Genomic DNA, 23429 nt, shown 5'->3' with positions numbered 1-23429 from the left:
CTGTCAGCCCTCGCCCAGGAGCTTGCCGTCCGAGGTCTCGAACTGCTGCTTGAAGGCGGCGACGGCGTCGGCGATGGCCTGCAGCGTGTCGTCGGACATCTTGGCGCCCTCGCGGATGCTGGTCAGGAGGTCCTTGCGCTCGCGGCGCAGGTACTCCAGCAGCTCCGACTCGAAGCGGCGGATGTCCTCGACCGGGACGTCGTCCATCTTGCCGTTGGTGCCGGCCCAGACGGAGACGACCTGCTCCTCGACCGGGAACGGAGCGTACTGCGGCTGCTTCAGCAGCTCGACCATGCGCTTACCGCGCTCCAGCGAGGCCTTCGAGGCCGCGTCCAGGTCGGAACCGAAGGCGGCGAACGCCTCCAGCTCGCGGTACTGGGCGAGGTCCACGCGGAGCCGGCCGGACACCTGGCGCATGGCCTTGTGCTGGGCAGAGCCACCGACACGGGAGACCGAGATACCGACGTTCAGGGCCGGACGCTGGCCGGCGTTGAACAGGTCGGACTCCAGGAAGCACTGGCCGTCGGTGATGGAGATGACGTTGGTCGGAATGAACGCCGACACGTCGTTCGCCTTGGTCTCGACGATCGGGAGGCCCGTCATCGAACCGGCACCCATGTCGTCGGAGAGCTTGGCGCAGCGCTCCAGCAGACGCGAGTGGAGGTAGAAGACGTCGCCCGGGTAGGCCTCGCGGCCCGGCGGGCGGCGCAGCAGAAGCGACACGGCGCGGTAGGCGTCGGCCTGCTTCGAAAGGTCGTCGAAGATGATCAGGACGTGCTTGCCGGAGTACATCCAGTGCTGGCCGATGGCCGAACCGGTGTACGGCGCCAGGTACTTGAAGCCGGCCGGGTCGGACGCCGGGGCGGCGACGATGGTCGTGTACTCAAGCGCGCCGGCCTCTTCGAGGGCACCGCGCACCGAGGCGATGGTGGAGCCCTTCTGACCGATGGCGACGTAGATGCAGCGCACCTGCTTGTTCACGTCGCCCGAGCGCCAGTTGTCGCGCTGGTTGATGATCGTGTCGACGGCCAGAGCGGTCTTACCCGTCTGACGGTCGCCGATGATCAGCTGACGCTGGCCGCGGCCGATCGGCACCATGGCGTCCACGGCCTTGTAGCCGGTCTGCATCGGCTCGTGCACCGACTTACGGACCATGACGCCAGGGGCCTGCAGCTCAAGGGCGCGCCGGCCGTCGGTCGCGATCTCGCCGAGACCGTCGATCGGGTTGCCGAGCGGGTCGACGACGCGGCCGAGGTAGCCCTCGCCGACGCCGACGGAGAGCACCTCACCGGTGCGCTGCACCGGCTGGCCCTCCTCGATTCCGCTGAACTCGCCGAGGACGATCGCGCCGATCTCGCGCTCCTCAAGGTTGAGGGCGAGACCGAGGGTGCCGTCCTCGAACTTCAGCAGCTCGTTCGCCATGGCGGAGGGCAGGCCCTCCACCTTCGCGATGCCGTCGCCGGCAACGCTGACCGTACCGACCTCCTCGCGCGAGGCCGCGTCCGGCTGGTACGACTGGACAAAGTTCTCCAGTGCGTCCCGGATCTCCTCCGGCCGGATCGTGAGCTCCGCCATCTGGGTTCCCTGCTCTCCTTGTTGGGCCCGAAGTTTCTTAAGGGGGTCTGGGGGCCGACCCCCAGGAATCTTCTGCAATTTCTGCACGGCCCAACCGGGCCGCTGGTCTTGCTCTGTTCTGTTGCGCTGCGTCTGTGTCAGCCGGCCATGCGGCGGGTCGCCTCGTCGAGGCGCTCCGCGACGGTGCCGTTGATGACCTCGTCGCCGACCCGCACCGCGATCCCGCCGAGGACCGCGGGGTCCACGTCGAGGTTCAGGTGCATCTGCCGGCCGTAGATCTTCGCCAGGGCCGCGCCCAGGCGCTGCTTCTGCCGGTCGCTGAGCGGAACCGCCGAGGTGACGGTCGCAACCGTGCGCTCCCGGCGCTCCGCGGCGAGCTTGGAGAGGGACTCGAGTCCCGCTTCCAGGCTACGTCCCCGGGGCTGGGTGACAAGCCGCACGATGACGCGCTCGGTGGTGGGCCGCGCCTTTCCGCCGAGCAGGCTGCGCAGCAGCTCGCCCTTGGCGGCGGGGGTCGCGGTCCGGCTGGTGAGCGCGGCGCGCAGACCGGTGTCCGAGGCCACGATCCGGCCGAACCGGAAGATCTCGTCCTCGACGTCGTCCAGGTCGCCGCTGCGCTGGGCGGCGGTGAGGTCTGCGGTGTTCGCCAGCTCCTCGACCGAGTCGACCAGGTCACGCGACTGCGACCAGCGTGAGCGGACCATGCCGGAGACCAGGTCGACGGCTTCGCCGCCCACCTGACCGCCGAACAGCCGGGCTACCAGCTCGGCCCTGGCCTCGCCGGGCTGCGCCGGGTCGGTCAGGACCCGGCGCAGCGACACCTCGCGGTGCAGCAGCGCCGTGACGCCGGCCAGGTCCTCGGCGAGCTTCGCCGCGTCGACCGACGTGCTGTCGGTCAGCGCGTCGAGACGCTCGCGTGCGGCAGCCAGTGCCTCGCGGCTCGCGCTGTTCATCGGACGGCCTCGGCCTTCGCCTCGAGCTCGTCGAGGAAGCGGTCGACGGTGCCACTCTGCCGGGCGTGGTCCTCCAGGGACTCGCCGACGAGCTTGCCGGCCAGGTCGGTGGCGAGCTTGCCCACGTCCTGGCGCAGTGCCGAGGCGGCGGCCTTGCGGTCGGCCTCGATCTGGGCGTGGCCGGCGGCGACGATCTCGTCGCGCTGGCGCTGCCCCTCCTCGCGCATTTCCTGCAGGATCACGGCGCCCTGCTCCTGCGCCTCCTGGCGCATACGAGCGGCTTCGTGGCGGGCCTCGGCGAGCTGAGCCTTGTACTGCTCAAGAACGCTCTGGGCCTCGGTCTGGGCCGCATCGGCCTTTTCGATACCGCCTTCGATGGCCTCGCGGCGCTCTTCCAGAACCTTGTTGATGTTCGGGAGAAGCTTCTTGGCGAGGAAGCCGAAGACGATGACGAAAGCGATGAGGCCAATGACGAGCTCAGGGATCGGCGGAATGAGCGGGTTTTCCGCTTCCTCCGCCGCGAGCTGAACCAGGGGGTTCACGTCAGTGCCTTCCGTCGAATGGGCTGTTCGCGACCGGTCAGGAGGTCGGGTAGACGAACGGCATGACCAGACCGATCAGGGCGAGCGCCTCACAGAAGGCGAAGCCGAGGATCTGGTTGGCGCGGATGAGACCGGCAGCCTCGGGCTGACGGGCGAGCGCCTGGGTGCCGTTACCGAAGATGATGCCGATGCCGACGCCGGGGCCGATCGCGGCGAGGCCGTAACCGATCGAGCCGAGGTTGCCCTTGATTTCGACGCCGGCGGCGAGGGTCTGGAGAGCGGACATGCCGGTTCTTCCTTCTCTTTCAATGTCCGGTGGGGGTTGGCCACCGGGTGCTTCAGGAGGTGGGGTGCTCAGTGGCCCTTGGCGAGAGCGCCCTGGATGTAGCTGCAGGCCAGCAGCACGAACACATAGGCCTGGACAGCCTGGATGAAGAGTTCGAAGGCCGTCATCACGAGGACCATCACGAACGACACACCTGCGTAGGCGATGCCGATGCCGTTGAGCATGTACCAGCTGGCGATCGTGAAGAGCAGCAGGAGCGTGTGGCCCGCGAACATGTTGGCGAAGAGTCGGACCGCGTGCGTGAACGGCCGGACCAGGAGGTTCGAGAAGAACTCGATGGTCATCGAGAGCGGCAGGACCCCGCCGAGGTTCTTGTCGTAGCCGGTGAAGTTCTTGAAGGCTCCGACGAAACCGTGCTTCTTGAAGGTCAGGCCGACCCACAGGAGGTAGACGATTCCGGCGAGGATCGCCGGGTACGAGATGATCGCCGTCACGGGGAACTGGGCAACCGGGATGATGGACCAGAGGTTCATCATCCAGATGACGAAGAACAGCGAGACCATCAGCGGGACGTACTTCTCGCCGTCGCGCTTGCCGATCGTCTCGTAGACGATGCCGCGGCGGATGAAGTCGTAGCCGGCTTCGGCCGTCATCTGAAGCTTGCCGGGCACCAACTTCGGCTTACGGAAGGCGGCCCAGAAGAAGCCAACGATGATGACCGAGCCGAGCAGGGCCAGCAGCATCGTCTTGTTGAAGTACAAGTTGCTGTCCGCGTCGCCCCAGAGGGGTTCGAACAGGAACGAGTGCAGGCCGGGTGCCGGAAAGCCACAACCGTCGAAGAGGTGGCAATCGGTCTCGAAGGCGAGCACCTGTGTCGGGTCAGCACTCACCGCGGGCTCCTTCAGCGTGGCGCATAGGTACGGCAACCTCGTTGTGTCGGCGCGGCGCACAGCCGCGGTTCGGCACTGGACTGGTGTTTCGGATGTGTGAGCGGCAGTCAGGCATGTGAGCCTCGCGATCGAGCAGGCGTCAGCTCACATGCACGCGCCCGCAGTGCCGCAGTTGGAACCGGACGATAGCAGGGTCCTGACCCCGCGTTTATTCCGCCCCTACCCTTCACGCTTCGGACCCCGGTTTCCCGGGCTTCTCGCCCTTGTCGGACTCGGGTTCGACGTAAAGGATCTTGGCCTTCATGTGCGCACGCGCCTGTGCGCCGATCCACACGAGGGTCGTCGCGACCAGCGTGATCGCGAAGGCCTTCGGGTTGAACAGCGAAGTGTTCTTGAATACGGCGACGAAGATGAACAGCAGCAGGAGCTGCGCCGTGTAGAGCGCGAGCCCCATCGCCTGGAAGAGGTGGGGCATGGACCGGGCGGTCCGCTGCAGGACCATGAGTCCGATCCCCATGAAGAGGATGACCACGACCGTTCCGACGACCGCGCCCAGGGCTCCCTTGCCGCCGGCGACACCAGCGCTGATCGCGGCGGCTACGGCGCCGGCGACAGCGGTGGGTACGGCGGTCTGGAGGAGAGTCCGGACGTCGTTGGACGGCATGGGGCAGCTCCGCTTGCAGGGGGTGGGCAGTGTGTCGTCAGGGACGAGCGTAGGCCCGGTCCGAGTCGATGCCTCGGGCCGATGGACCGTGCTACATCAGGTCCTTCGGCTCTGTCACCGGGCTTCGTGAACGGTATCACAAACTATTTGATGAGGTCTTTACCAAGAAAGTGTGCTTGCTGTCACACGTGAGGACTAACGAGCACGTGTGAGCGAGGCACACTTTCGAAGTGTCTGCTAATGGGCACCGATGCCCGGTTCACCGACGGGTGGAACCGGCTTCACGGCGGTCCGCGAAACGCGAACGGTGACCAATGGCGGTCGCTCCGTTGACGCCGGAGACACCCGCGGCGACCGGGGCGCCGGCCGCGGCCGGGCGCCCGCCTCCGCCGTCCTGCGATCCGCCCGCCCCTTCCCGCTCCATCTGCCCGTCCTGGGGCCCCTGTTGGCCCTCCTCGGCGCCGTGCGGCTCCGCCCCGGGCTCCCCCTCCGGACCGCGCGGTCTGCGGCGGTAGCGGGGCGGTACGAAGCGTTCCGCCCAGTGCGGCGCACGCGGGGTGAAGCGCGGCATCAGCAGCAGGATCAGCCCCAGGGCGCTCAGCCCCACGATCACCAGCACGATCCACATGGACGTCGAGTGCACCGAGTAACCCACCGCACCGAACGCGATCAGGGCCGACCAGAAGTACATGATCAGCACCGACCGGCTGTGCGAGTGCCCGATCCCCAGCAGCCGGTGGTGCAGGTGGCCGCGGTCCGCCGCGAAGGGCGACTGGCCGTTCCAGGTGCGCCGCACGATCGCCAGCACCAGGTCGGCCGCCGGGATCGCGATGATGGTCAGCGGCAGCAGCAGCGGGATGAAGACCGGCAGCATCGCGTGGGTGGCCTGACGCTCACTGCCCTCGAAGATCTTCATGGTGTCCGGGTCGACCTGCCCGGTCACGGAGATCGCGCCGGCCGCCAGGACGAGGCCGATCAGCATCGAGCCGGAGTCGCCCATGAAGATCCGGGCGGGGTGCATGTTGTGCGGCAGGAAGCCCAGGCACATGCCCATCAGGATCGCGGCGAACAGCGTCGCCGGAGCGGCGGCCTCGATCGTGTGGCCGTACCAGAGCCGGTAGGTGTAGAGGAAGAACGCGGCGGCGGCGATCAGGACCATGCCCGCCGCCAGGCCGTCCAGCCCGTCCACGAAGTTGACCGCGTTGATCGTGATGACGACCAGCGCAACAGTAAGCAGCGTGCCCTGCCACGGGGTGAGGGCCACGGTCCCGACGCCCGGGATCGGCAGCCACAGGATCGTCAGGCCCTGGAGCACCATGACCGCCGCGGCGAGCATCTGTCCGCCGAGCTTGATCAGGGCGTCGATCTCGAACTTGTCGTCCAGCACCCCGATCAGCCAGATCAGCGCCGCCCCGGAGAGCAGCGCCCTGGGCTCGCTGGAGCGGTCGAAGACACCGTCGAGATTGGCCAGGTGGTTGGCGACGATCAGGCCCGCGCACAGCCCGCCGAACATGGCGATGCCGCCGAGCCTCGGGGTCGGTTCGCGGTGGACGTCGCGCGCGCGGATCGCGGGCATCGCCCCGACCGCGATGGCGAACTTGCGCACCGGGCCGGTGAGCAGGTAGGTCACAGCGGCCGTGACACAGAGTGTCAGCAAATAGTCACGCACGGGCTGCCCCACAGAATGTCGCCGGCCATCTCAGCCCACACCTTAACTAGACAGGTCCCATGGTTGAGGACACGGAGCCGTCCGCGATGGTTGCACAGACCGCTGTCATCGCGGACAAAGGGTCGATGTCACCCGGGGTGGGCCGGGTGGAGCGGGGCCGGTTCGCGGACCCGCTGTCCGGGACCCGGTGGGTACGCCACGTCATCCCCGGGCCGCCGTACGGCCCTCGGCGCGGCGTGGACGGCCCCCGCGGGGCCGGGGGGTCAGTGCGGGGCGGGGACGCCGGTCAGCGCGGTGACGACCGGATCGAGGGCCTGGCTGATCTCGTCGCCGATGGACCGGAAGAACGTGATCGGGGCGCCGTACGGGTCGTACACCTCGTCGGCCTCCGCGGTCGGCGCCAGCAGCCAGCCGCGCAGCGCGGCGGCGGCCCGGACCAGGGCGCGGGCGCGCTCCACGACGCCCTCCTCGCGGGCGTCGGGCAGGGTCGCGGGGTCTATGGCCCGCACCAGGCGGGTGAACTCCTTGAGCGTGAACGTGCGCAGCCCGGCCGAGTGGCCCATCGAGATCACCTGGGCCCGGTGGTCGCGGGTGGCGGTGAGGACCAGGTCGGCGCGGATCACGTGCTCGTCGAGCAGCTCACGGCCGGTGAAGCCGGTGGCGTCGGCCCCGAAGTCGGCGAGCACCACCTCGGCGTTGGCCTCCATGGGGGCGCCCTCGTGGCCCCAGGTGCCCGCGCTCTCCACGATCAGCCCGCCCTGGAGGGGATCGCCGAGGCGGTCCACCAGGGCATGGCGGGTCAGCCGCTCGGTGATCGGTGAGCGGCAGACGTTGCCGGTGCTGACGTGGAGGATGCGGAAAGTGCCGGCCCGCCCCGCTATGCCACGCCCCTCGGGGGCGGTCAATTGGCCACCTCAAGGTCGGGTACCACCTTGCGCAGGTCCTCGGCCGAGAGCGCGCCCGCGCGCAGCAGGACGGGCACCTTCCCGCTGACATCCACGATGGAGGACGGCACGATGCCCGGGGTCGGACCGCCGTCGAGGTAGACCGAGACGGAGTCGCCGAGCATCTCCTGGGCGGCGTCGCAGGTCTCCGGCGAGGGGTGGCCGGTGAGGTTGGCGCTGGAGACGGCCATCGGGCCGACCTCGGTGAGCAGTTCGATGGCGACCGGGTGCAGCGGCATCCGGACGGCGACGGTGCCCCGGGTGTCGCCGAGGTCCCACTGCAACGAGGGCTGGTGCTTGGCGACGAGCGTCAGCGCGCCCGGCCAGAAGGCGTCGACCAGCTCCCAGGCCTGCTCGGAGAAGTCGGTGACCAGGCCGTGCAGGGTGTTCGGCGAGCCGATGAGGACGGGTGAGGGCATGTTGCGGCCACGGCCCTTGGCCTCCAGCAGGTCACCGACGGCCTCGGAACCGAAGGCGTCCGCGCCGATCCCGTAGACGGTGTCGGTGGGCAGCACGACGAGTTCGCCGCGGCGGACGGCTGACGCGGCCTCGCGCAGACCCGTCGTACGGTCGGTCGCGTCGTTGCAGTCGTATCGCCGTGCCATCAGCCGGCCTCCTCAAGCATGTACGGGTAGGGCTGGTACGGGTCCGGCTCGTGCCCGCCGGTCACGGCATCGCCTTGCGGGCCGTGGCGAAGCGGGGGCGCCGGTTGAGGTCCGGGTGGTCGGCCGCGTCGGCCCAGCCCCGCTCCTCGGTGAAGATCCAGGGCACCTGGCCACCCTGGGTGTCGGCGTGTTCGATGACGACGAGGCCGCCGGGGCGGAGCAGACGGTGGGCGGTGCGCTCGATGCCGCGGATCGTGTCGAGGCCGTCCTCGCCGGAGAAGAGCGCCATCTCGGGGTCGTGGTCGCGGGCTTCGGGCGCCACGTACTCCCACTCGGTGAGCGGGATGTACGGCGGGTTGGAGATCACCAGGTCGACCTGGCCGTCGAACTCGGGCAGGGCGGTGAGGGCGTCGCCGCGGTGCACGGTGACGCGCGAGTCCTCGGCGTTCTTCCGGGTCCACTTCAGGGCGTCCTCGGACAGCTCCACGGCGTGCACGCGGGAGCGCGGCACCTCCTGGGCCATGGCGAGGGCGATGGCGCCGGAGCCGGTGCACAGGTCGACGATCAGGGGCTCGACGACATCCATCGCGCGGACGGCGTCTATGGCCCAGCCGACGACCGACTCGGTCTCCGGCCTGGGCACGAAGACACCGGGACCGACCTGGAGCTCCAGGTAGCGGAAGAAGGCGCGTCCGGTGATGTGCTGGAGCGGTTCGCGGGCCTCGCGGCGGGCGACGGTCTCCCAGTAGCGGGCGTCGAAGTCGGCGTCCGGCACGTTGTGCAGCTCGCCCCGCTTGACGCCGTGCACGAACGCGGCGAGTTCCTCGGCATCGAATCTCGGTGAGGGAACACCGGCGTCGGCCAGCCGCTGGGTGGCCTGGGCCACCTCGGCGAGCAGCAGGTTCATCGCGGTTCTCCGTACGGGTTCACGAGCGGGGCGGGCGGTGAGGTCAGGCGGCGGCGAGCTTGGCCGCGGAGTCGGCGTCGACACAGGCCTGGATCACCGCGTCCAGGTCTCCGTCGAGGACCTGGTCCAAGTTGTACGCCTTGAAGCCGACGCGGTGGTCCGAGATCCGGTTTTCCGGGAAGTTGTAGGTACGGATCTTCTCCGACCGGTCGACCGTGCGCACCTGGCTGCGACGTACGTCCGAGGCTTCCTGCTCGGCGGCCTCCTGGGCGGCGGCCAGCAGGCGGGAGCGCAGGATGCGCATGGCCTGCTCCTTGTTCTGGAGCTGGCTCTTCTCGTTCTGGCAGGAGGCGACGACGCCGGTCGGCAGGTGCGTGATGCGGACGGCGGAGTCGGTCGTGTTGACGGACTGGCCGCCGGGGCCCGACGAGCGGTAGACGTCGACGCGCAGGTCGTTGGCGTGGATCTCGACGTCCACCTCCTCGGCCTCGGGCGTCACGAGGACGCCGGCGGCGGAGGTGTGGATGCGGCCCTGGGACTCGGTGGAGGGCACGCGCTGCACGCGGTGCACACCGCCCTCGTACTTCATCCGGGCCCACACGCCTTGGCCGGGTTCGGTGGCCCCGTTGCCGCCCTTGGTCTTCACGGCGACCTGGACGTCCTTGTAGCCGCCGAGCTCGGACTCGGTGGAGTCGATGATCTCGGTCTTCCAGCCGACGCGCTCGGCGTAGCGCAGGTACATGCGCAGCAGATCGCCGGCGAACAGCGCGGACTCGTCGCCGCCCGCCCCGGCCTTGATCTCCAGGAGCACGTCCTTGTCGTCGCTGGGGTCCCGGGGTACGAGCAGGAGGCGGAGCTTCTCGGTGAGGTCCTCGCGCTCCTTCTCCAGGTCCTTCACCTCGGCGGCGAAGTCCGGGTCGTCGGCGGCGAGCTCGCGGGCGGTCTCGATGTCGTCACCGGTCTGCTTCCAGGAGCGGTACGTGGCGACGATCGGGGTCAGCTCGGCGTAGCGCTTGTTGAGCTTGCGCGCGTTTGCCTGGTCCGCGTGGACCGCCGGGTCCGCGAGCTGCTTCTCGAGATCGGCGTGCTCACCGATCAGTTCCTCGACCGCCTCGAACATTTTCGGGCTCCTGGTTCCTTCGCTGGTCGTACCTGCCGGCCGGCGGTTGCCTGCCGGGCGGGACGCGGAGGGTTCCGTGCCCCGGCCGGAAAAAACGCCGGCCACGGCGCCCCCGGGAAGAGGGCGCCGCGGACCGGCGCGGACGGCTCGCTACTTGCTGGCGGTGGCGGTCTTGCCGAAGCGGGCCTCGAAGCGGGCCACGCGGCCACCGGTGTCGAGGATCTTCTGCTTGCCCGTGTAGAACGGGTGGCACTCGGAGCAGACGTCGGCACGGATGGCGCCGCTGTCCAGCGTGGACCGGGTGGTGAACGACGCGCCACAGGTGCAGCTGACCTGCGTCTCGACGTACTGGGGGTGGATGTCGCGCTTCAAGGGTTTCTCCTAGGTTCGGGAGGGCGCCGGGTCGTACGCGCGGATTGCGCGTCCGTGAACCGGGGCCGACGTACCAGTCTGCCAGGACCGGCCGTATCTCCCAAAACCGGGGTGGACGGCCGGGTATTCCCCGGCCGTCCCGGTCACTGCACGATCTGCCCCGCGTCGCCCTTGTCGCCGGCCGACTGCTCGGTGGCGGACGCGGGAATCGGCCGGTCCCGGCGCAGCGCGTCCCACACCTGTTCGCCGGCCTTCTCCAGCGGGACGACGCGGTTGGGGTCGGCGGGGTCGTACTCCACGGGCAGGGTCACCATGTGGACGTCGTCGGAGCCGAGCCCCTTGAGACCGGTCGCGAAGCGCGCCAGCTCGGTGACCGAGCCGAGGTCGGAGTCGGTCGTGATGGCCTTGGTGGCGGTGTCGGCGATGCCGTAGAGCTTGGTGCCGTTGAGCAGTCCCACGCTCTTGGCCTGCTGCATCAGCGCCTTGATGAAGGCCTGCTGGAGCTGGATGCGGCCGAGGTCGCTGCCGTCGCCGACGCTCTTGCGGGTGCGGACCAGGCCGAGGGACTGCTCGCCGTCCAGGGTGTGGGTGCCGGGTTCGAGGTCCAGATGGCTCGCCGGGTCGTTGATCGCCCGCTTGGTGGTGATCTCGACGCCGCCGAGCTTGTCGACGAGCTTCTTGAAGCCGGTGAAGTCGACCTCGATGTAGTGGTCCATGCGGATGCCGGACATCGATTCCACGGTCTTGACCGCGCAGGCCGGTCCGCCGACCTCGTACGCCGTGTTGAACATCGCCCGCCGCTGTCCGGCGACGGGTTCGCCGCTCTCGTCGCCCGTGCAGTCGGGCCGGGTGACGAGGGTGTCGCGCGGGATGGAGACCACACTCGCGGACTTGTGGCCCTTGTTGACGTGGACGACCATCGCGGTGTCCGAGCGGGCCGCGCCCTCGTCGGTGCCGTACTCGCCGTTGGCGCCGGAGCGGGAGTCGGAGCCGAGGACGAGGATGTCCTCGGAGCCGTTGTCGACGTTGCTGGGGCGGTCCTTGCCGAGCGCGGTGTTGATGTCGACGGCCTGGAGGTTGCCGTTGAGGTGGACGTAGGCGTATCCGAGCCCCGCTCCGCCCACGACGACCACGCCGGCCAGGCCCCAGGCGGCTGTGCGGGTCGCTCTGCGGCGGCGGGAGGGCTTCTTCCGGCGCTTGCCGGTGGCCCGTATTCGGCTGCTCCCGCTCTGCTCGCTCATCCGTCTCCTCGTTCCGTCGGCTGCTTCCGGCTACCCCCTGCGGTGGCGAGCGGGCGTGTGTGCCGCTTTGTCGCTGTTGTTCGTCACTCCTGGGTACGACGCGGCGGCGACAAGAAGGGTTGCACAGCCCCCCGTGGCCTCCGGGTAAGCGCCGGACGGCCTCCGGGCGGGCCCGGACAGCCGGTGATCCCGCGTTCACCTGCGGTTTCGTGGCCGGTACAGGCAACTGTCCGGGCGCCCGGACACGGGCGGCCGTGTGGCGAAGGTCTCGGAACGGCAACGGCGTACAACACAGGGCCGCCCCCGCACCGGAGTGCGGGGGCGGCCCTGTGTGCTGCTGCCGGAGGGGCTACGACTAGTCGTTGTTGCCCGGGGCCGGCGTCGTCTTCTGGATCTGGAGCAGGAACTCCGCGTTGGACTGGGTCTTCTTCATCCGGTCCAGGAGCAGCTCGATGGCCTGCTGCTGGTCGAGCGCGTGCAGCACCCGGCGCAGCTTCCAGACGATCCCCAACTCCTCGCTGCCGAGCAGGATCTCCTCCTTGCGGGTGCTGGACGCGTCGACGTCCACCGCCGGGAAGATGCGCTTGTCGGAGAGCTTGCGGTCGAGCTTGAGCTCCATGTTGCCGGTGCCCTTGAACTCCTCGAAGATCACCTCGTCCATCCGCGAGCCGGTCTCGACCAGCGCGGTGGCCAGGATGGTCAGCGAGCCGCCGTCCTCGATGTTGCGCGCCGCACCGAAGAAGCGCTTCGGGGGGTAGAGCGCGGTCGAGTCGACACCACCGGACAGGATGCGGCCGGAGGCCGGGGCGGCGAGGTTGTACGCGCGTCCCAGACGGGTGATCGAGTCCAGCAGGACGACCACGTCGTGACCCAGCTCGACGAGGCGCTTGGCGCGCTCGATGGCCAGCTCGGCGACGGTGGTGTGGTCCTCGGCGGGACGGTCGAAGGTCGAGGAGATGACCTCGCCCTTCACCGACCGCTGCATGTCGGTGACCTCTTCCGGACGCTCGTCCACCAGGACGACCATCAGGTGGCACTCGGGGCTGTTGACCGTGATCGCGTTGGCGATGGCCTGGAGGATCATGGTCTTACCGGTCTTCGGCGGGGCCACGATCAGCCCTCGCTGGCCCTTGCCGATGGGGGCGACCAGGTCGATGATCCGCGTCGTCAGGATGTTGGAGTCGGTCTCCAGGCGGAGCCGGTCCTGCGGGTAGAGCGGCGTCAGCTTCTGGAACTCGGGACGGCCGCGGCCGGTCTCGGGCGCCATGCCGTTGACCGAGTCGAGGCGGACCAGCGCGTTGAACTTCTCGCGCCGCTCGCCGTCCTTGGGCTGGCGCACGGCACCGGTGACGTGGTCACCCTTGCGCAGGCCGTTCTTGCGGACCTGGGCCAGCGAGACGTACACGTCGTTCGGGCCCGGCAGGTAGCCGGAGGTCCGGATGAACGCGTAGTTGTCGAGGATGTCCAGGATGCCCGCGACGGGGATCAGGACGTCGTCGTCGCTGACCGGCGGGGCGTCGCCCGCGAAGTCCTCGCGCCCGCGCCGGCCGCGGCGGTCGCGGTAGCGCCCGCGCCGGCCGCGCCGGCCGCCCTCGTCGTCGAAGCCGTCGTCCTGCGGGCCGCCGCCGCCCTGGTTCTGGCTCTGGCCCTGGCCGCCGCCCTGGCGCCGGCCGCCCTGGCCGCCACCCTGGTCGTCGCCCTTGCCCCGGCGGTCGCGCTGGCGGTCACGGCGCTCGCCGCGGTCCCCCCGCTCACCGCGCTGGCCGCGCTCCTGGCGGTCCCCGCGGCGCCCCTCGGCGTTGTCCGCGGCGGCCTCCGCCTTGGGCTCGGAGCGGTGGTCGTCGGCGGGAGCCTCGTGCTTCTGCTCCTGCTTCGGCTCGTCCTGCGCCCGGTCCTTGGTCTGCGTCTGCGCCTTGGCGTCCGACTTGCTCTCCGGGCTGCCCGCCTGGGCGGTCGCGCGGCGGCGACGGCGCTCGCCCGTGGGCTGCTCGTCGCTGGCCGGCTGGCCGGGGATGTCGATCTGCTGCTGGGCCGCGGCCTTGTCGGCGGGAGCGGCGGCCGGGGTCTCGTCGCCCGCGCCGGTACGCGTCTTGGAGGTCGCGCGGCGCTTCGGCTTGGTCTCCGCCGCCTCGGCGGGGGCGGCCTTGGCCTTGGGCGCGGAGGACCCGGCGCCGGCCTGGGCCTCCTTGATGACCTCGATCAGCTGGCTCTTGCGCATCCGCGCGGTGCCCTTGATACCGAGGCCGGACGCGACCTGCTGCAGCTCGGCCAGGACCATGCCCTCAAGGCCGGTGCCGGAGCGGCGGCGCCGTGCGGTGGTGCCAGTGGCAGCACCTTCGGCGGGCGCGGCGCTGTCGACGTTCTTGTCGGCAGTCACGCCCATCAGATCGGTGGTGTCGCTCACGAAGGGTCCTTCCCTGGAGCGGACGTCGGCCTTCTGGCTCGGCGACCGGTTGTGCTGTCCGGCTTCGGTCCTCGGTGGTGCGGCCCGTGCCGGGGCGGTGGTCCGCCGGGTAGAACGGCGGAGAGATGAACGTGTGCATGGGCCCGGCGCGAGCATCCCCCTGCTCGGCCCACTCCTGGACGAGCGAGGGGTGTCGTGCCGGTTCCGGAGCGTGCTCGCAACTGCTCAGGCAGGCTGCTCAGGCAGTTGGGGAGGCTCCCGGAAGAATTGGTGGTCCCGAAGGGGACACGAAGCAACGCGCCTCATGGACGTCGATTGCAGACTTGAGGTTAACACTACCGGCTCCAACAAACATTCCCCCTCTCACTCACCGGCAATCACTTCTGGGGCAGCGGTCTCCCGCTCTAGGCCGCGAGCGGCAGGACGCTCGCACCCCGGGCGTCGAGAGTCAGCCGGTTGGCCGCCCACCCCTCGCCCGCCAGTCGGGCGACCTTGTCCGCCGCGCCGTCCCCGGCCAGGGCCAGCACCGTCGGTCCGGCACCGGAGATGACCGCGGGGACGCCCTCGGCGCGCAGCCGGCCCACGAGTTCCACGCTCTCGGGCATGGCCGGTGCGCGGTAGTCCTGGTGCAGCCGGTCCTCGGTGGCCGTGAGCAGCAGCTCGGGGCGCCTGGTCAGGGCCTCCACGAGGAGGGCGGCACGGCCCGCGTTGAAGGCGGCGTCGACGTGCGGGACGGTGCGCGGAAGCAGTCCGCGGGCGGTTTCGGTGAGCACCGGCTTGCCGGGTACGAAAACCACCGGAACGATGGAATCCGAGGGATCCATCCTGATGGCGCGGGCCGATGACCCGTCCATCCAGGCGAGCGTGAATCCGCCGAGGAGGCAGGCCGCGACGTTGTCGGGGTGACCCTCGATCTCGGTCGCGAGCTCCAGCAGGGCCGCGTCGTCCAGGCGGGTGTCGCCGCCGGTCGTCACGGCGCGGGCGGCGACGATGCCGGCGCAGATGGCGGCGGAGGAGGAGCCGAGGCCGCGGCCGTGCGGGATGCGGTTGGCGCAGACGATCTCCAGGCCGCGCGGCTGTCCGCCGAGCAGGTCGAAGGCGGTGCGCAGGGACCGTACGAGCAGGTGCTTCTCGTCGCGGGGCAGGGTGTCCGCGCCCTCACCGGCGATGTCGATGTGCAGTCCGGAGTCGGCGACGCGGACGACGACGTCGTCGTACAGGCCGAGCGACAGGCCGAGGGCGTCGAAACCGGGGCCCAGGTTGGCGCTGGTCGCGGGGACGCGCACCCGGACGGCGGCGGCTCGGAAGGCGGGACCGGCCATCGCTGTGACGACTCTCCTTGTGAGGCGGCGGGGATTCGGGGCGCTGCGACTACGGGAAATGGTTCGTGGGGAGCCGCAACGGCCCGGGGAACCCCGGCAGATGCGACGGGGCGGGTTGGGTACAGCTTATCGAAGGAAGGTTCTGTGGCGACATAGGGCGCACAGGAGGCGCACGATGCGTGTCGCACGCCCGCGATGCGCTCTCCGGCCGGGAATGGGCCGGTAGGGCGCTAATTCTGACGATGCGTTGCCACCGTCGCGCCCCGGGGCCCGTCGTGCGGACCGGGCCCCGGGTGCGCCGCGCTGTTACGCCAGGCCCAGCTTCTCGGCCGCGGTGGCCGCGTCGACCGGGACGGTGACCGGCTGCGGTGCGCCCGCGACGGCCCAGTCCGGGTCCTTGAGGCCGTTCCCGGTCACCGTGCAGACGATGCGCTGTCCGGGGTCGACCTTGCCCTCCTCGGCGGCCTTGAGCAGCCCGGCGACGGACGCGGCCGAGGCGGGCTCCACGAAGACGCCCTCCTGGGAGGCCAACAGCCGGTACGCGGAGAGGATCTGACGGTCCGTGACCTCGTCGATGAAGCCGCCCGACTCGTCCCGCGCGGCGAGCGCGTAGTTCCAGGAGGCCGGGTTGCCGATCCGGATCGCGGTGGCGATGGTCGACGGGTCCTTGACGACCTCGCCGCGCACGATGGGCGCGGAGCCGGAGGCCTGGAAGCCCCACATCCGCGGCTTGTGCGTGGAGACGCCGTCGCCCGCGTATTCGGTGTAGCCCTTCCAGTACGCGGTGATGTTGCCGGCGTTGCCGACCGGGAGGACGTGGATGTCGGGGGCGTCGCCGAGCGCGTCCACGATCTCGAACGCGGCGGTCTTCTGGCCCTCGATACGGACCGGGTTGACCGAATTGACCAGCGCCACCGGGTAGTTGTCCGAGAGCGAGCGGGCCAGCGTCAGGCAGTCGTCGAAGTTGCCGTCGACCTGGAGGATCTTGGCGCCGTGGACGAGCGCCTGGCCCATCTTGCCGAGCGCGATCTTGCCCTGCGGCACGAGGACGGCGCAGACCATCCCGGCCCGGACCGCGTACGCGGCGGCGGAGGCGGAGGTGTTGCCGGTGGAGGCGCAGATGACGGCCTGCGCGCCCTCCTCCTTGGCCCGGGTGATGGCCATGGTCATGCCGCGGTCCTTGAAGGACCCGGTGGGGTTGGCGCCCTCGACCTTGAGGTGCACCTCGCAGCCCGTGCGCTCGGAGAGGACCTGAGCGGGGACGAGCGGCGTACCACCCTCACGGAGCGTGACGACCGGCGTCGTGCTCGTGACCGGGAGACGGTCCCGGTACTCCTCGATGATGCCGCGCCACTGGTGGGTGCCCTTGGTGGTCATGGGTCCTTACTCCCCTTCAACACGCATGATGCTGGCGACACCGCGCACGGTGTCGAGCTTGCGCAGCGCCTCGACGGTCCCGGAGAGGGCGGCGTCGGGCGCGCGGTGGGTGACGACGACGAGGGAGGCCTCGCCGCCGGATTCCTGACTGTCCGGACGGCCCTTCTGACGGACCGTGTCGATGGATACGCCCTGCTCGGCGAAGACCGTGGCGACCTGGGCGAGCACGCCCGGCTTGTCGGCCACGTCGAGGCTGATGTGGTACCGCGTGACGACGTCGCCCATGGGGCTCACCGGCAGACGCGTGTACGCGGACTCACCGGGCCCGGGGGCCTCGTTGAGCTTGTTGCGGCAGACGGCGACGAGGTCGCCGAGGACCGCGGACGCGGTGGGCGCCCCGCCCGCGCCGGGACCGTAGAACATCAGCTGCCCGGCCGCCTCGGCCTCCACGAACACCGCGTTGTACGCCTCGCGGACCGAGGCCAGCGGGTGGCTGAGCGGGATCATCGCGGGGTGCACGCGGGCCGTCACGGACGCGCCGTCGGCGGCGCGCTCGCAGATGGCGAGGAGCTTGACCGTGCAGCCCATGCGGCGGGCGGAGGCGATGTCGGCGGCGGTGACCTCGGTGATGCCCTCGCGGTGCACGTCGCCGATCCGCACCCGGGTGTGGAAGGCGATGCCGGCCAGGATCGCGGCCTTGGCGGCAGCGTCGAAGCCCTCCACGTCGGCGGTGGGGTCGGCCTCCGCGTAGCCGAGGGCGGTGGCCTCGTCCAGCGCCTCGGAGTAGCCGGCGCCGCTGGTGTCCATCTTGTCGAGGATGAAGTTGGTGGTGCCGTTGACGATGCCGAGCACCCTGTTGACCTTGTCGCCGGCCAGGGACTCGCGCAGCGGGCGCACCAGCGGGATGGCTCCGGCGACGGCGGCCTCGTAGTAGAGGTCCCGGCCGTCGCGCTCGGCGGCGGCGTGCAGCGCGGCGCCGTCCTCGGCGAGCAGCGCCTTGTTGGCGGAGACGACGCTCGCGCCGTGCTCGAAGGCGGTGGTGATGAGCGTACGGGCGGGCTCGATGCCCCCGATGACCTCGATGACCACGTCGATGTCGCCCCGTTTGACCAGGGCGGTCGCGTCCGTGGTGATCAGTGCGGGGTCGATGCCCTCGCGCACCTTGGACGGGCGGCGCACGGCGACACCCGCGAGCTCCACCGGCGCGCCGATGCGTGCGGCGAGGTCGGCGGCGTGCGTCGTCATGATGCGCGCCACCTCTGAGCCGACCACTCCACAGCCCAGCAGCGCCACCTTCAGCGGACGCGTACGCATCATCCGACCTCGTTTCCTTTACATCTGTTGTACGGACCAGTCTCACTCACCGGACGGGCGTTCCCGCCACCCGTCCGGATCCTGAGATGTTTACGTGGCCCCGGTGGTACGGGCCGGGAAATACGGCATCAGCCGACATCGAGACGCAGGAGATCTTCCTCCGTCTCGCGCCGGACGATCACCCGTGCCGCGCCGTCCCGCACGGCGACGACCGGCGGGCGCAGGGCGTGGTTGTAGTTGCTCGCCATGGAACGGCAGTACGCGCCGGTGGCGGGCACGGCGATCAGGTCGCCGGGGGCCAGGTCGGACGGCAGGAAGGCGTCCTTGACCACGATGTCGCCGCTCTCGCAGTGCTTGCCGACGACCCGGACGAGCATCGGCTCGGCGTCCGAGGTGCGCGAGGCGAGCGTGACGCTGTACTCGGCGTCGTACAGCGCGGTGCGGATGTTGTCCGACATCCCGCCGTCCACGCTGACGTACGTCCGCAGCCCCTCCAGCGGCTTGATCGTGCCGACCTCGTAGAGCGTGAAGGCGGTCGGGCCGACGATGGCGCGGCCCGGCTCCACGGAGATGCGGGGGGTGGCGAGCCCGGCGGCCTCGCACTCGCGGGTGACGATGTCGCCGAGCGACTTGGCGATCTCGTGCGGCTCGCGCGGGTCGTCCTCGGAGGTGTACGCGATGCCGAGGCCGCCGCCGAGGTCGATCTCGGGCAGTTCGACGCCGTGCTCGTCGCGCACCTCGGCGAGCAGCTGCACGACGCGGCGGGCGGAGACCTCGAAGCCGGCCATGTCGAAGATCTGCGAGCCGATGTGGGAGTGGATGCCGATGAGTTCGAGCCCGTCCAGGGTGAGGGCGCGGCGCACCGCTTCGGCGGCCTGTCCCCCGGCCAGCGCGATGCCGAACTTCTGGTCCTCGTGGGCGGTGGCGATGAACTCGTGGGTGTGCGCCTCGACGCCGACGGTGACCCGGATCTGTACGGGCTGGCGCCTGCCGAGCCGCCGCGCGATGTGCGCGACGCGGACGATCTCCTGGAAGGAGTCGAGGACGATGCGCCCGACGCCCGCCCCGACGGCCCGCTCGATCTCCTCGACCGTCTTGTTGTTGCCGTGGAAGGCGATGCGCTCGGCCGGCATCCCGGCGTCCAGCGCGGTGGTCAGCTCGCCGCCCGAGCAGACGTCGAGGTTGAGCCCCTCCTCCTGGAGCCAGCGCACGACGGCCCGGGACAGGAACGCCTTGCCGGCGTAGAAGACGTCGGCGCCGGGCCCGAAGGCATCGGACCAGGCGCGGCAGCGGGCCCGGAAGTCGGCCTCGTCCAGGAAGTAGGCCGGGGTGCCGAACTCCTCGGCGAGACGGGAGACTTCGATCCCGCCGACGGTCAGGGCGCCGTGCTCGTCCCGGGTGACGGTGCTGGACCACACCTTCTCGTCCAGGGCGTTGAGGTCGTCGGCGGGGGCGGTGTAGTGGCCCTCCGACATGACGTCGGCGTGACGGGGCCCGGCGGGGTGTGCGGATCGGCTCATCGTGTGGCTCTGCTCTCTCGGGTCTTCAGAGGTGTTCGGGCGCGCTGACGCCGAGCAGGGACAGGCCGCCGGCCAGCACCGTCCCGGCGGCTTCGGCGATGGCCTGCCGGGAGCGGTGGGCGGCCGAGGGTTTCTCGTCCCCGACGGGCAGCGGTGGGGCGGCGTCGTGGAAGTCGAAGAAGGCGCCCGCGACCGCTTCGAGGTGCCGGGCGAGCCGGTCGGGCGCGCGGTGCCGGGCGGCGGCGGCGAGCACGTCGGGGTGGTCGGCGAGGAGGGCGAGGAGGGCGGCGGACGCCTCGGTGGCGTCGATGTCCTGGCTGGGCCCCGCGGCGGCCCCGGTGGCGTCGATGTCCTCGCCGTCTCCCGGGACGACGACACCGAGCCGTCCCGCCTCCCGGACCACGGCACGGGTGCGGGCGTACGCGTAGCGGACCCGGAAGAGGGCGTTGGCCTCGGTCTGCACGATCAGCTCGGGACCGAGGGGCGCGTGGTCGTGCCCGGCGGGCCGGAGCAGCCCCCAGCGGGCGGCGTCGGGGCCGAGCCGGGTGAGCAGGGTCGCGGCGGTGTCCCCTGCGGGGACGGGGCGCACCGGGACGAGCGGCGTCCCGGGGGCGTCGGGCCCGTCGGCGGCGGGCCCGTCGGCGGCGACGCCGGACGCCGGCCGGTCCGCGCCGGGCTCGGCCGGCGGCTTCCCGTACGCGTCGGTGGCGACCCCGAGCCGAGCCCAGTCCGCGTCCGGCTCCCCCTCGCAGCTGAGGCGTACGACGGCCCCCTGGGCGGTCAGCAGCCGGCGGACCGCGTCGGCGGTGACGGCGGCCCGGACCTCGCGGGCGTGGACGACGCCCAGCCGCTGTCCGGCGAGGTCGCCCCCGTACCCGTACCGCTCCCCCTCCTCCCGCACCCGACGCACGATGTCCCGGAGGGCGGCGGCGCCGGCCGAGGCGTCGAGCGTGAAGTTCAGGAAGCCGGGGCCGGTGATCTCGACGCGCGAGACGCCGGGCACTCCGGTGAGCCGGTCGCGGAGGATCTCGGCGACCTCGCGGGCGGGCAGTGCGGCGGGCCCGGCAAGTTGGAGCGCGACGGCGCTCGCGTAGTCTCCGCGACCGCCGGGCCGGGTCCTCTCCACCCGTACGCGCGCGGGCACGGGCGCGCGCAAGGCGTTCTCGCCGACCGCGCGGCGCACGGCGCGCAGCACGGTCGTGGAGAGGTCGACGGGGGTCACGGGACCAGCGTATGGGAGGAAGGGGGGCCTTTCGCGAACCGGTTTCGCCATGCGGTCAGCCATCGGGCCCGTCCGGCGGCCACGATCCCGCCGCACGGTCAGCCCGCGGCGCTCTCCGCCCGCCCGGCACCCGGCCCACCGTCCAGGACGGGCGGCCGCCCGCGCTCCATCAGCCGCCGCACGAGCCGCACCAGCTCGCTCGGTTCGAACGGCTTCGCCAGGAACGCGTCGACACCGGCCGCGACCCCGTTGTCCACCTCGTACGGCGTGCAGGCGCTGATGATCGCGAGGGGCAGATGGCCCGTGCGCGGATCGGACCGGAGTCTGGTGGCCGTCTGGAGACCGTCCAGCCGCGGCATGACGACATCGAGCGTGATCACATCGGGATGCACCCGGTGCACCAGATCCAGACACTCGACACCATCGCCCGCGGTCACGACCTCGAAGCCCTCAAGCTCAAGGTTGACCCTGATCAACTGCCGGATGACCTTGTTGTCGTCGACAACAAGCACGCGGCCGCATGCCCCTGACACCCTTCGAGAGTAGGCGTGGCGGAGGGGCTGCGTCCGGGTTTTGCCCACTTCCGTCCCCGGACACGGGGCGGCGAGGTTGGCTGGATGTGTGTGCGACGGGCGGTCGACCCCCGCGCGATGACGCGGAATACCTGTTCACGGGCACCCCGACGAAGCTGGTAGTGTTTCACCCGTCGCAGAGCAGCACAGCGATACGCCCCCGTAGCTCAGGGGATAGAGCATCGGCCTCCGGAGCCGGGTGCGCAGGTTCGAATCCTGCCGGGGGCACTTCGCGAGAAGTGCTAAAGAAGCCTCTGACCTGCAGAAATGCAAGTCAGAGGCTTTCTTGTTCCATGCCGGAGAATCCGTGGTCCCCGGCCTTTTCCCCGGCTACCGCCAGGCACGGACAAGGTCCTCCGGGCCCCAGTGCGCCGCCAGAGGCAGATCACCCTCGACACCGCAACGGGACACCGCGACCAGCGCCGTGTCCGGCCCGGCACCGGGCACGGCGAGCATGTCCCGTACCAGGGCGTCGTACTCACGACGGCCGAACGGCTGCGACTCCAGCCACTTCACCGAGCCGATGAAGTGGACCTGCCCCGCCACGGGTTCACGGTCGGCTCCGATCAGGTCGATCTCCGGGTTGTTCTGCCGGTTCCACCAGCCCCCGACCGCCTCCGTCTGCGGCCACCTCTCATCGGGCAGCAACCGCAGCAGCGACTCGCGGACGACCGGCTCGACGGCCCGGCCCCTCCAGGTCGTCCACGACCGCTCGATGCGCTCCAGCGCCAGATCACCACGGCCACGCTCGATGAGCGGGATCCCGCGCCGCAGGAAGGCCAGCCAGAACCGGAGATACGGATCGGCGATCCGGTAGCGCTTGTTCTTGCTGTCCGCCTTGACGGAGAGCGGCAGGTCAGCGGCCAGGACGCGTTTGGCCAGCAGCGTGTTCAACAACGGGGACAGCGTGCCCGAGGGCAGCGCGCCCACACCGCCGGCCTGTGCGGCGATGGTGGAAAAGGTCCGCTCGCCACTGCCGACCGCTTCCAGGATCGCGCGCGAGTGGGATGCCTCGGGAAACTCCCCCAGCAGCGACAGTTCGCCCGCCACCAACAGCGGCGAAAGCGGGTTGGACACAGCCTCGCGCAGGAAGTCTCCGGGGCCCGTCCCCGGACGCCAGGACTGAACGATCTCCGGGAACCCTCCGGTGATCAGCAGCGCGTCCACCGCTTCCGCCGCGTCAAGCCCGGTCATCGCCTGCACATCGGCCAGATGCAGCGGCTGTACGGTCATCTTCGCCGCCCGGCCGAAAAACGGGCGCCCATAGGACTGCAGCGCCTCCATCACCGACATGTCACTGCCGACCAGGATCAACAGGACGGGCTTGGCGGACAGGTGCCGGTCCCAGACCGTCTGCAGCGCCCCCTCGAACTCCCCGTCCTGCTCCACCAGCCACGGCACCTCGTCGAGCACCGCGATGCTCGGGACATCGTCCGGAACCGCGACCGCCAGGGAGCGCAGCGCCTGGTTCCAGTCGGAAGCCTGCAGCCCGGCCACCAGATCGGCCCCGGGAAGAGGGGAATGCGCCAGCGTCGCGGCGAAGTCCGCCCGCTCGGCCACGGCATTGCGTCCCCGGGTCGCTTGGAAGAGCACGTAGGGAAGCCCTGAACGGTCGCAGAACTCCTGGACCAGACGAGACTTGCCCACCCGGCGCCGGCCCGTCACGATCACAGCCTGGCCACGGGTGGCGCCCGTACCGCCGACCACCAGGCCCAGCTGCCGAGCCAGCTGATCCAGGTCGACGGACCTGCCCTTGAACTCCATCAGAGCCCCAACCCGATCTCCATGAAACATAGATTCGATATTACGTAGATTGAATCTTACTTAGACTAGCCCGCTTCTACCGCCGTCGTCGGCAGCCCCGCCGAGACGACGGGTCGGGAATCCGCGAGCACAGGGCCCCACCTCGCCGCGTGCGGCCCTCTGTCAC

At 70.5% G+C, this 23429-nt stretch carries 21 protein-coding genes and 1 tRNA gene; 1 reads left to right on the top strand and 21 read right to left on the bottom strand.

What is annotated here, in order from left to right; all coding sequences use genetic code 11:
* Nucleotides 1–3: 3 nt before the first annotated feature.
* The 20 genes from atpA to B082_RS0101380 all read right to left on the bottom strand — a co-directional run bounded on the left by atpA (nt 4) and on the right by B082_RS0101380 (nt 21439).
* A complete protein-coding gene (gene atpA / locus B082_RS0101475) occupies nt 4–1575 on the bottom strand; it encodes a F0F1 ATP synthase subunit alpha (RefSeq protein WP_018550043.1) in 1572 nt (523 codons plus the stop codon).
* A gap of 137 nt (nt 1576–1712) precedes the next feature.
* On the bottom strand, nt 1713–2528 hold the full coding sequence (locus B082_RS0101470; protein ID WP_018550042.1) for a F0F1 ATP synthase subunit delta: 816 nt from the start codon (nt 2526–2528) through the stop codon (nt 1713–1715).
* Nucleotides 2525–3070, bottom strand: coding sequence for a F0F1 ATP synthase subunit B (locus tag B082_RS0101465; protein WP_018550041.1), 546 nt, complete (start codon nt 3068–3070; stop codon nt 2525–2527). Before B082_RS0101465 ends, B082_RS0101470 begins: the two co-directional genes overlap by 4 nt.
* A 37-nt stretch (nt 3071–3107) precedes the next feature.
* Nucleotides 3108–3356, bottom strand: a complete 249-nt coding sequence (atpE, locus tag B082_RS0101460; RefSeq protein ID WP_018102636.1) for an ATP synthase F0 subunit C — start codon at nt 3354–3356, stop codon at nt 3108–3110.
* A gap of 68 nt (nt 3357–3424) precedes the next feature.
* Nucleotides 3425–4246 carry a F0F1 ATP synthase subunit A gene (atpB, locus tag B082_RS0101455; protein WP_026249312.1) on the bottom strand — a complete coding sequence of 274 codons (822 nt, stop codon included), beginning with the start codon at nt 4244–4246 and terminating at the stop codon, nt 3425–3427.
* 226 nt (nt 4247–4472) lie between these two features.
* Entirely contained in the window at nt 4473–4910 is a 438-nt protein-coding gene (locus tag B082_RS0101450; protein WP_018550039.1) for a hypothetical protein, read from the bottom strand.
* 259 nt (nt 4911–5169) lie between these two features.
* Nucleotides 5170–6591 carry an MraY family glycosyltransferase gene (locus B082_RS0101445; protein WP_026249311.1) on the bottom strand — a complete coding sequence of 474 codons (1422 nt, stop codon included), beginning with the start codon at nt 6589–6591 and terminating at the stop codon, nt 5170–5172.
* Between the two features lie 251 nt (nt 6592–6842).
* Nucleotides 6843–7484 (bottom strand): low molecular weight phosphatase family protein, encoded by a 642-nt coding sequence (locus B082_RS0101440; protein ID WP_018550037.1) that lies wholly within the window; start codon nt 7482–7484, stop codon nt 6843–6845.
* On the bottom strand, nt 7481–8128 hold the full coding sequence (locus tag B082_RS0101435; protein WP_018550036.1) for an L-threonylcarbamoyladenylate synthase: 648 nt from the start codon (nt 8126–8128) through the stop codon (nt 7481–7483). The genes B082_RS0101440 and B082_RS0101435 overlap by 4 nt, the downstream gene beginning before the upstream one ends.
* Nucleotides 8129–8189: 61 nt before the next feature.
* Complete coding sequence (gene prmC / locus B082_RS0101430) at nt 8190–9035, bottom strand: peptide chain release factor N(5)-glutamine methyltransferase (protein ID WP_018550035.1); 846 nt, start codon at nt 9033–9035, stop codon at nt 8190–8192.
* Nucleotides 9036–9078: 43 nt separating this feature from the next.
* Nucleotides 9079–10155 (bottom strand): peptide chain release factor 1, encoded by a 1077-nt coding sequence (gene prfA, locus B082_RS0101425; protein WP_018550034.1) that lies wholly within the window; start codon nt 10153–10155, stop codon nt 9079–9081.
* Between the two features lie 150 nt (nt 10156–10305).
* A complete protein-coding gene (gene rpmE, locus B082_RS0101420; RefSeq protein ID WP_018550033.1) occupies nt 10306–10527 on the bottom strand; it encodes a 50S ribosomal protein L31 in 222 nt (73 codons plus the stop codon).
* A 143-nt stretch (nt 10528–10670) separates the two neighbouring features.
* Entirely contained in the window at nt 10671–11768 is a 1098-nt protein-coding gene (locus tag B082_RS0101415) for an LCP family protein (RefSeq protein ID WP_018550032.1), read from the bottom strand.
* 355 nt (nt 11769–12123) lie between these two features.
* Nucleotides 12124–14172, bottom strand: coding sequence for a transcription termination factor Rho (rho, locus tag B082_RS0101410; protein WP_018550031.1), 2049 nt, complete (start codon nt 14170–14172; stop codon nt 12124–12126).
* 404 nt (nt 14173–14576) lie between these two features.
* Nucleotides 14577–15494: a homoserine kinase gene (gene thrB / locus B082_RS0101405; RefSeq protein ID WP_018550030.1), complete on the bottom strand. Its 918-nt coding sequence runs from the start codon at nt 15492–15494 to the stop codon at nt 14577–14579.
* Nucleotides 15495–15800: 306 nt separating this feature from the next.
* Nucleotides 15801–16871 carry a threonine synthase gene (gene thrC / locus B082_RS0101400; protein WP_018550029.1) on the bottom strand — a complete coding sequence of 357 codons (1071 nt, stop codon included), beginning with the start codon at nt 16869–16871 and terminating at the stop codon, nt 15801–15803.
* 6 nt (nt 16872–16877) lie between these two features.
* Nucleotides 16878–18188 carry a homoserine dehydrogenase gene (locus B082_RS0101395; RefSeq protein WP_018550028.1) on the bottom strand — a complete coding sequence of 437 codons (1311 nt, stop codon included), beginning with the start codon at nt 18186–18188 and terminating at the stop codon, nt 16878–16880.
* Between the two features lie 125 nt (nt 18189–18313).
* Nucleotides 18314–19705, bottom strand: coding sequence for a diaminopimelate decarboxylase (lysA, locus tag B082_RS0101390; RefSeq protein ID WP_026249310.1), 1392 nt, complete (start codon nt 19703–19705; stop codon nt 18314–18316).
* A 25-nt stretch (nt 19706–19730) separates the two neighbouring features.
* Nucleotides 19731–20927: an ArgS-related anticodon-binding protein NrtL gene (gene nrtL, locus B082_RS0101385; RefSeq protein ID WP_018550026.1), complete on the bottom strand. Its 1197-nt coding sequence runs from the start codon at nt 20925–20927 to the stop codon at nt 19731–19733.
* A 98-nt stretch (nt 20928–21025) separates the two neighbouring features.
* Nucleotides 21026–21439, bottom strand: coding sequence for a response regulator transcription factor (locus B082_RS0101380; protein ID WP_018550025.1), 414 nt, complete (start codon nt 21437–21439; stop codon nt 21026–21028).
* A 216-nt stretch (nt 21440–21655) separates the two neighbouring features.
* Between B082_RS0101380 and B082_RS0101375 the strand changes: the two genes are divergently transcribed.
* Nucleotides 21656–21727: transfer RNA gene (locus B082_RS0101375), tRNA-Arg, on the top strand.
* 102 nt (nt 21728–21829) lie between these two features.
* Here the strand turns inward: B082_RS0101375 and B082_RS0101370 are convergent.
* The gene (locus B082_RS0101370) at nt 21830–23263 is read right to left on the bottom strand and encodes an ATP-binding protein (protein WP_018550024.1); all 1434 of its coding nucleotides are present in this window, start codon (nt 23261–23263) and stop codon (nt 21830–21832) included.
* Between the last annotated feature and the right edge of the window lie 166 nt (nt 23264–23429).

Origin of the sequence: Streptomyces sp. ATexAB-D23 (genome assembly GCF_000373645.1) — a bacterium.
GTDB classification, from domain to species: domain Bacteria; phylum Actinomycetota; class Actinomycetes; order Streptomycetales; family Streptomycetaceae; genus Streptomyces; species Streptomyces castrisilvae.
This window is presented reverse-complemented; position numbering and strand designations above follow the sequence as displayed.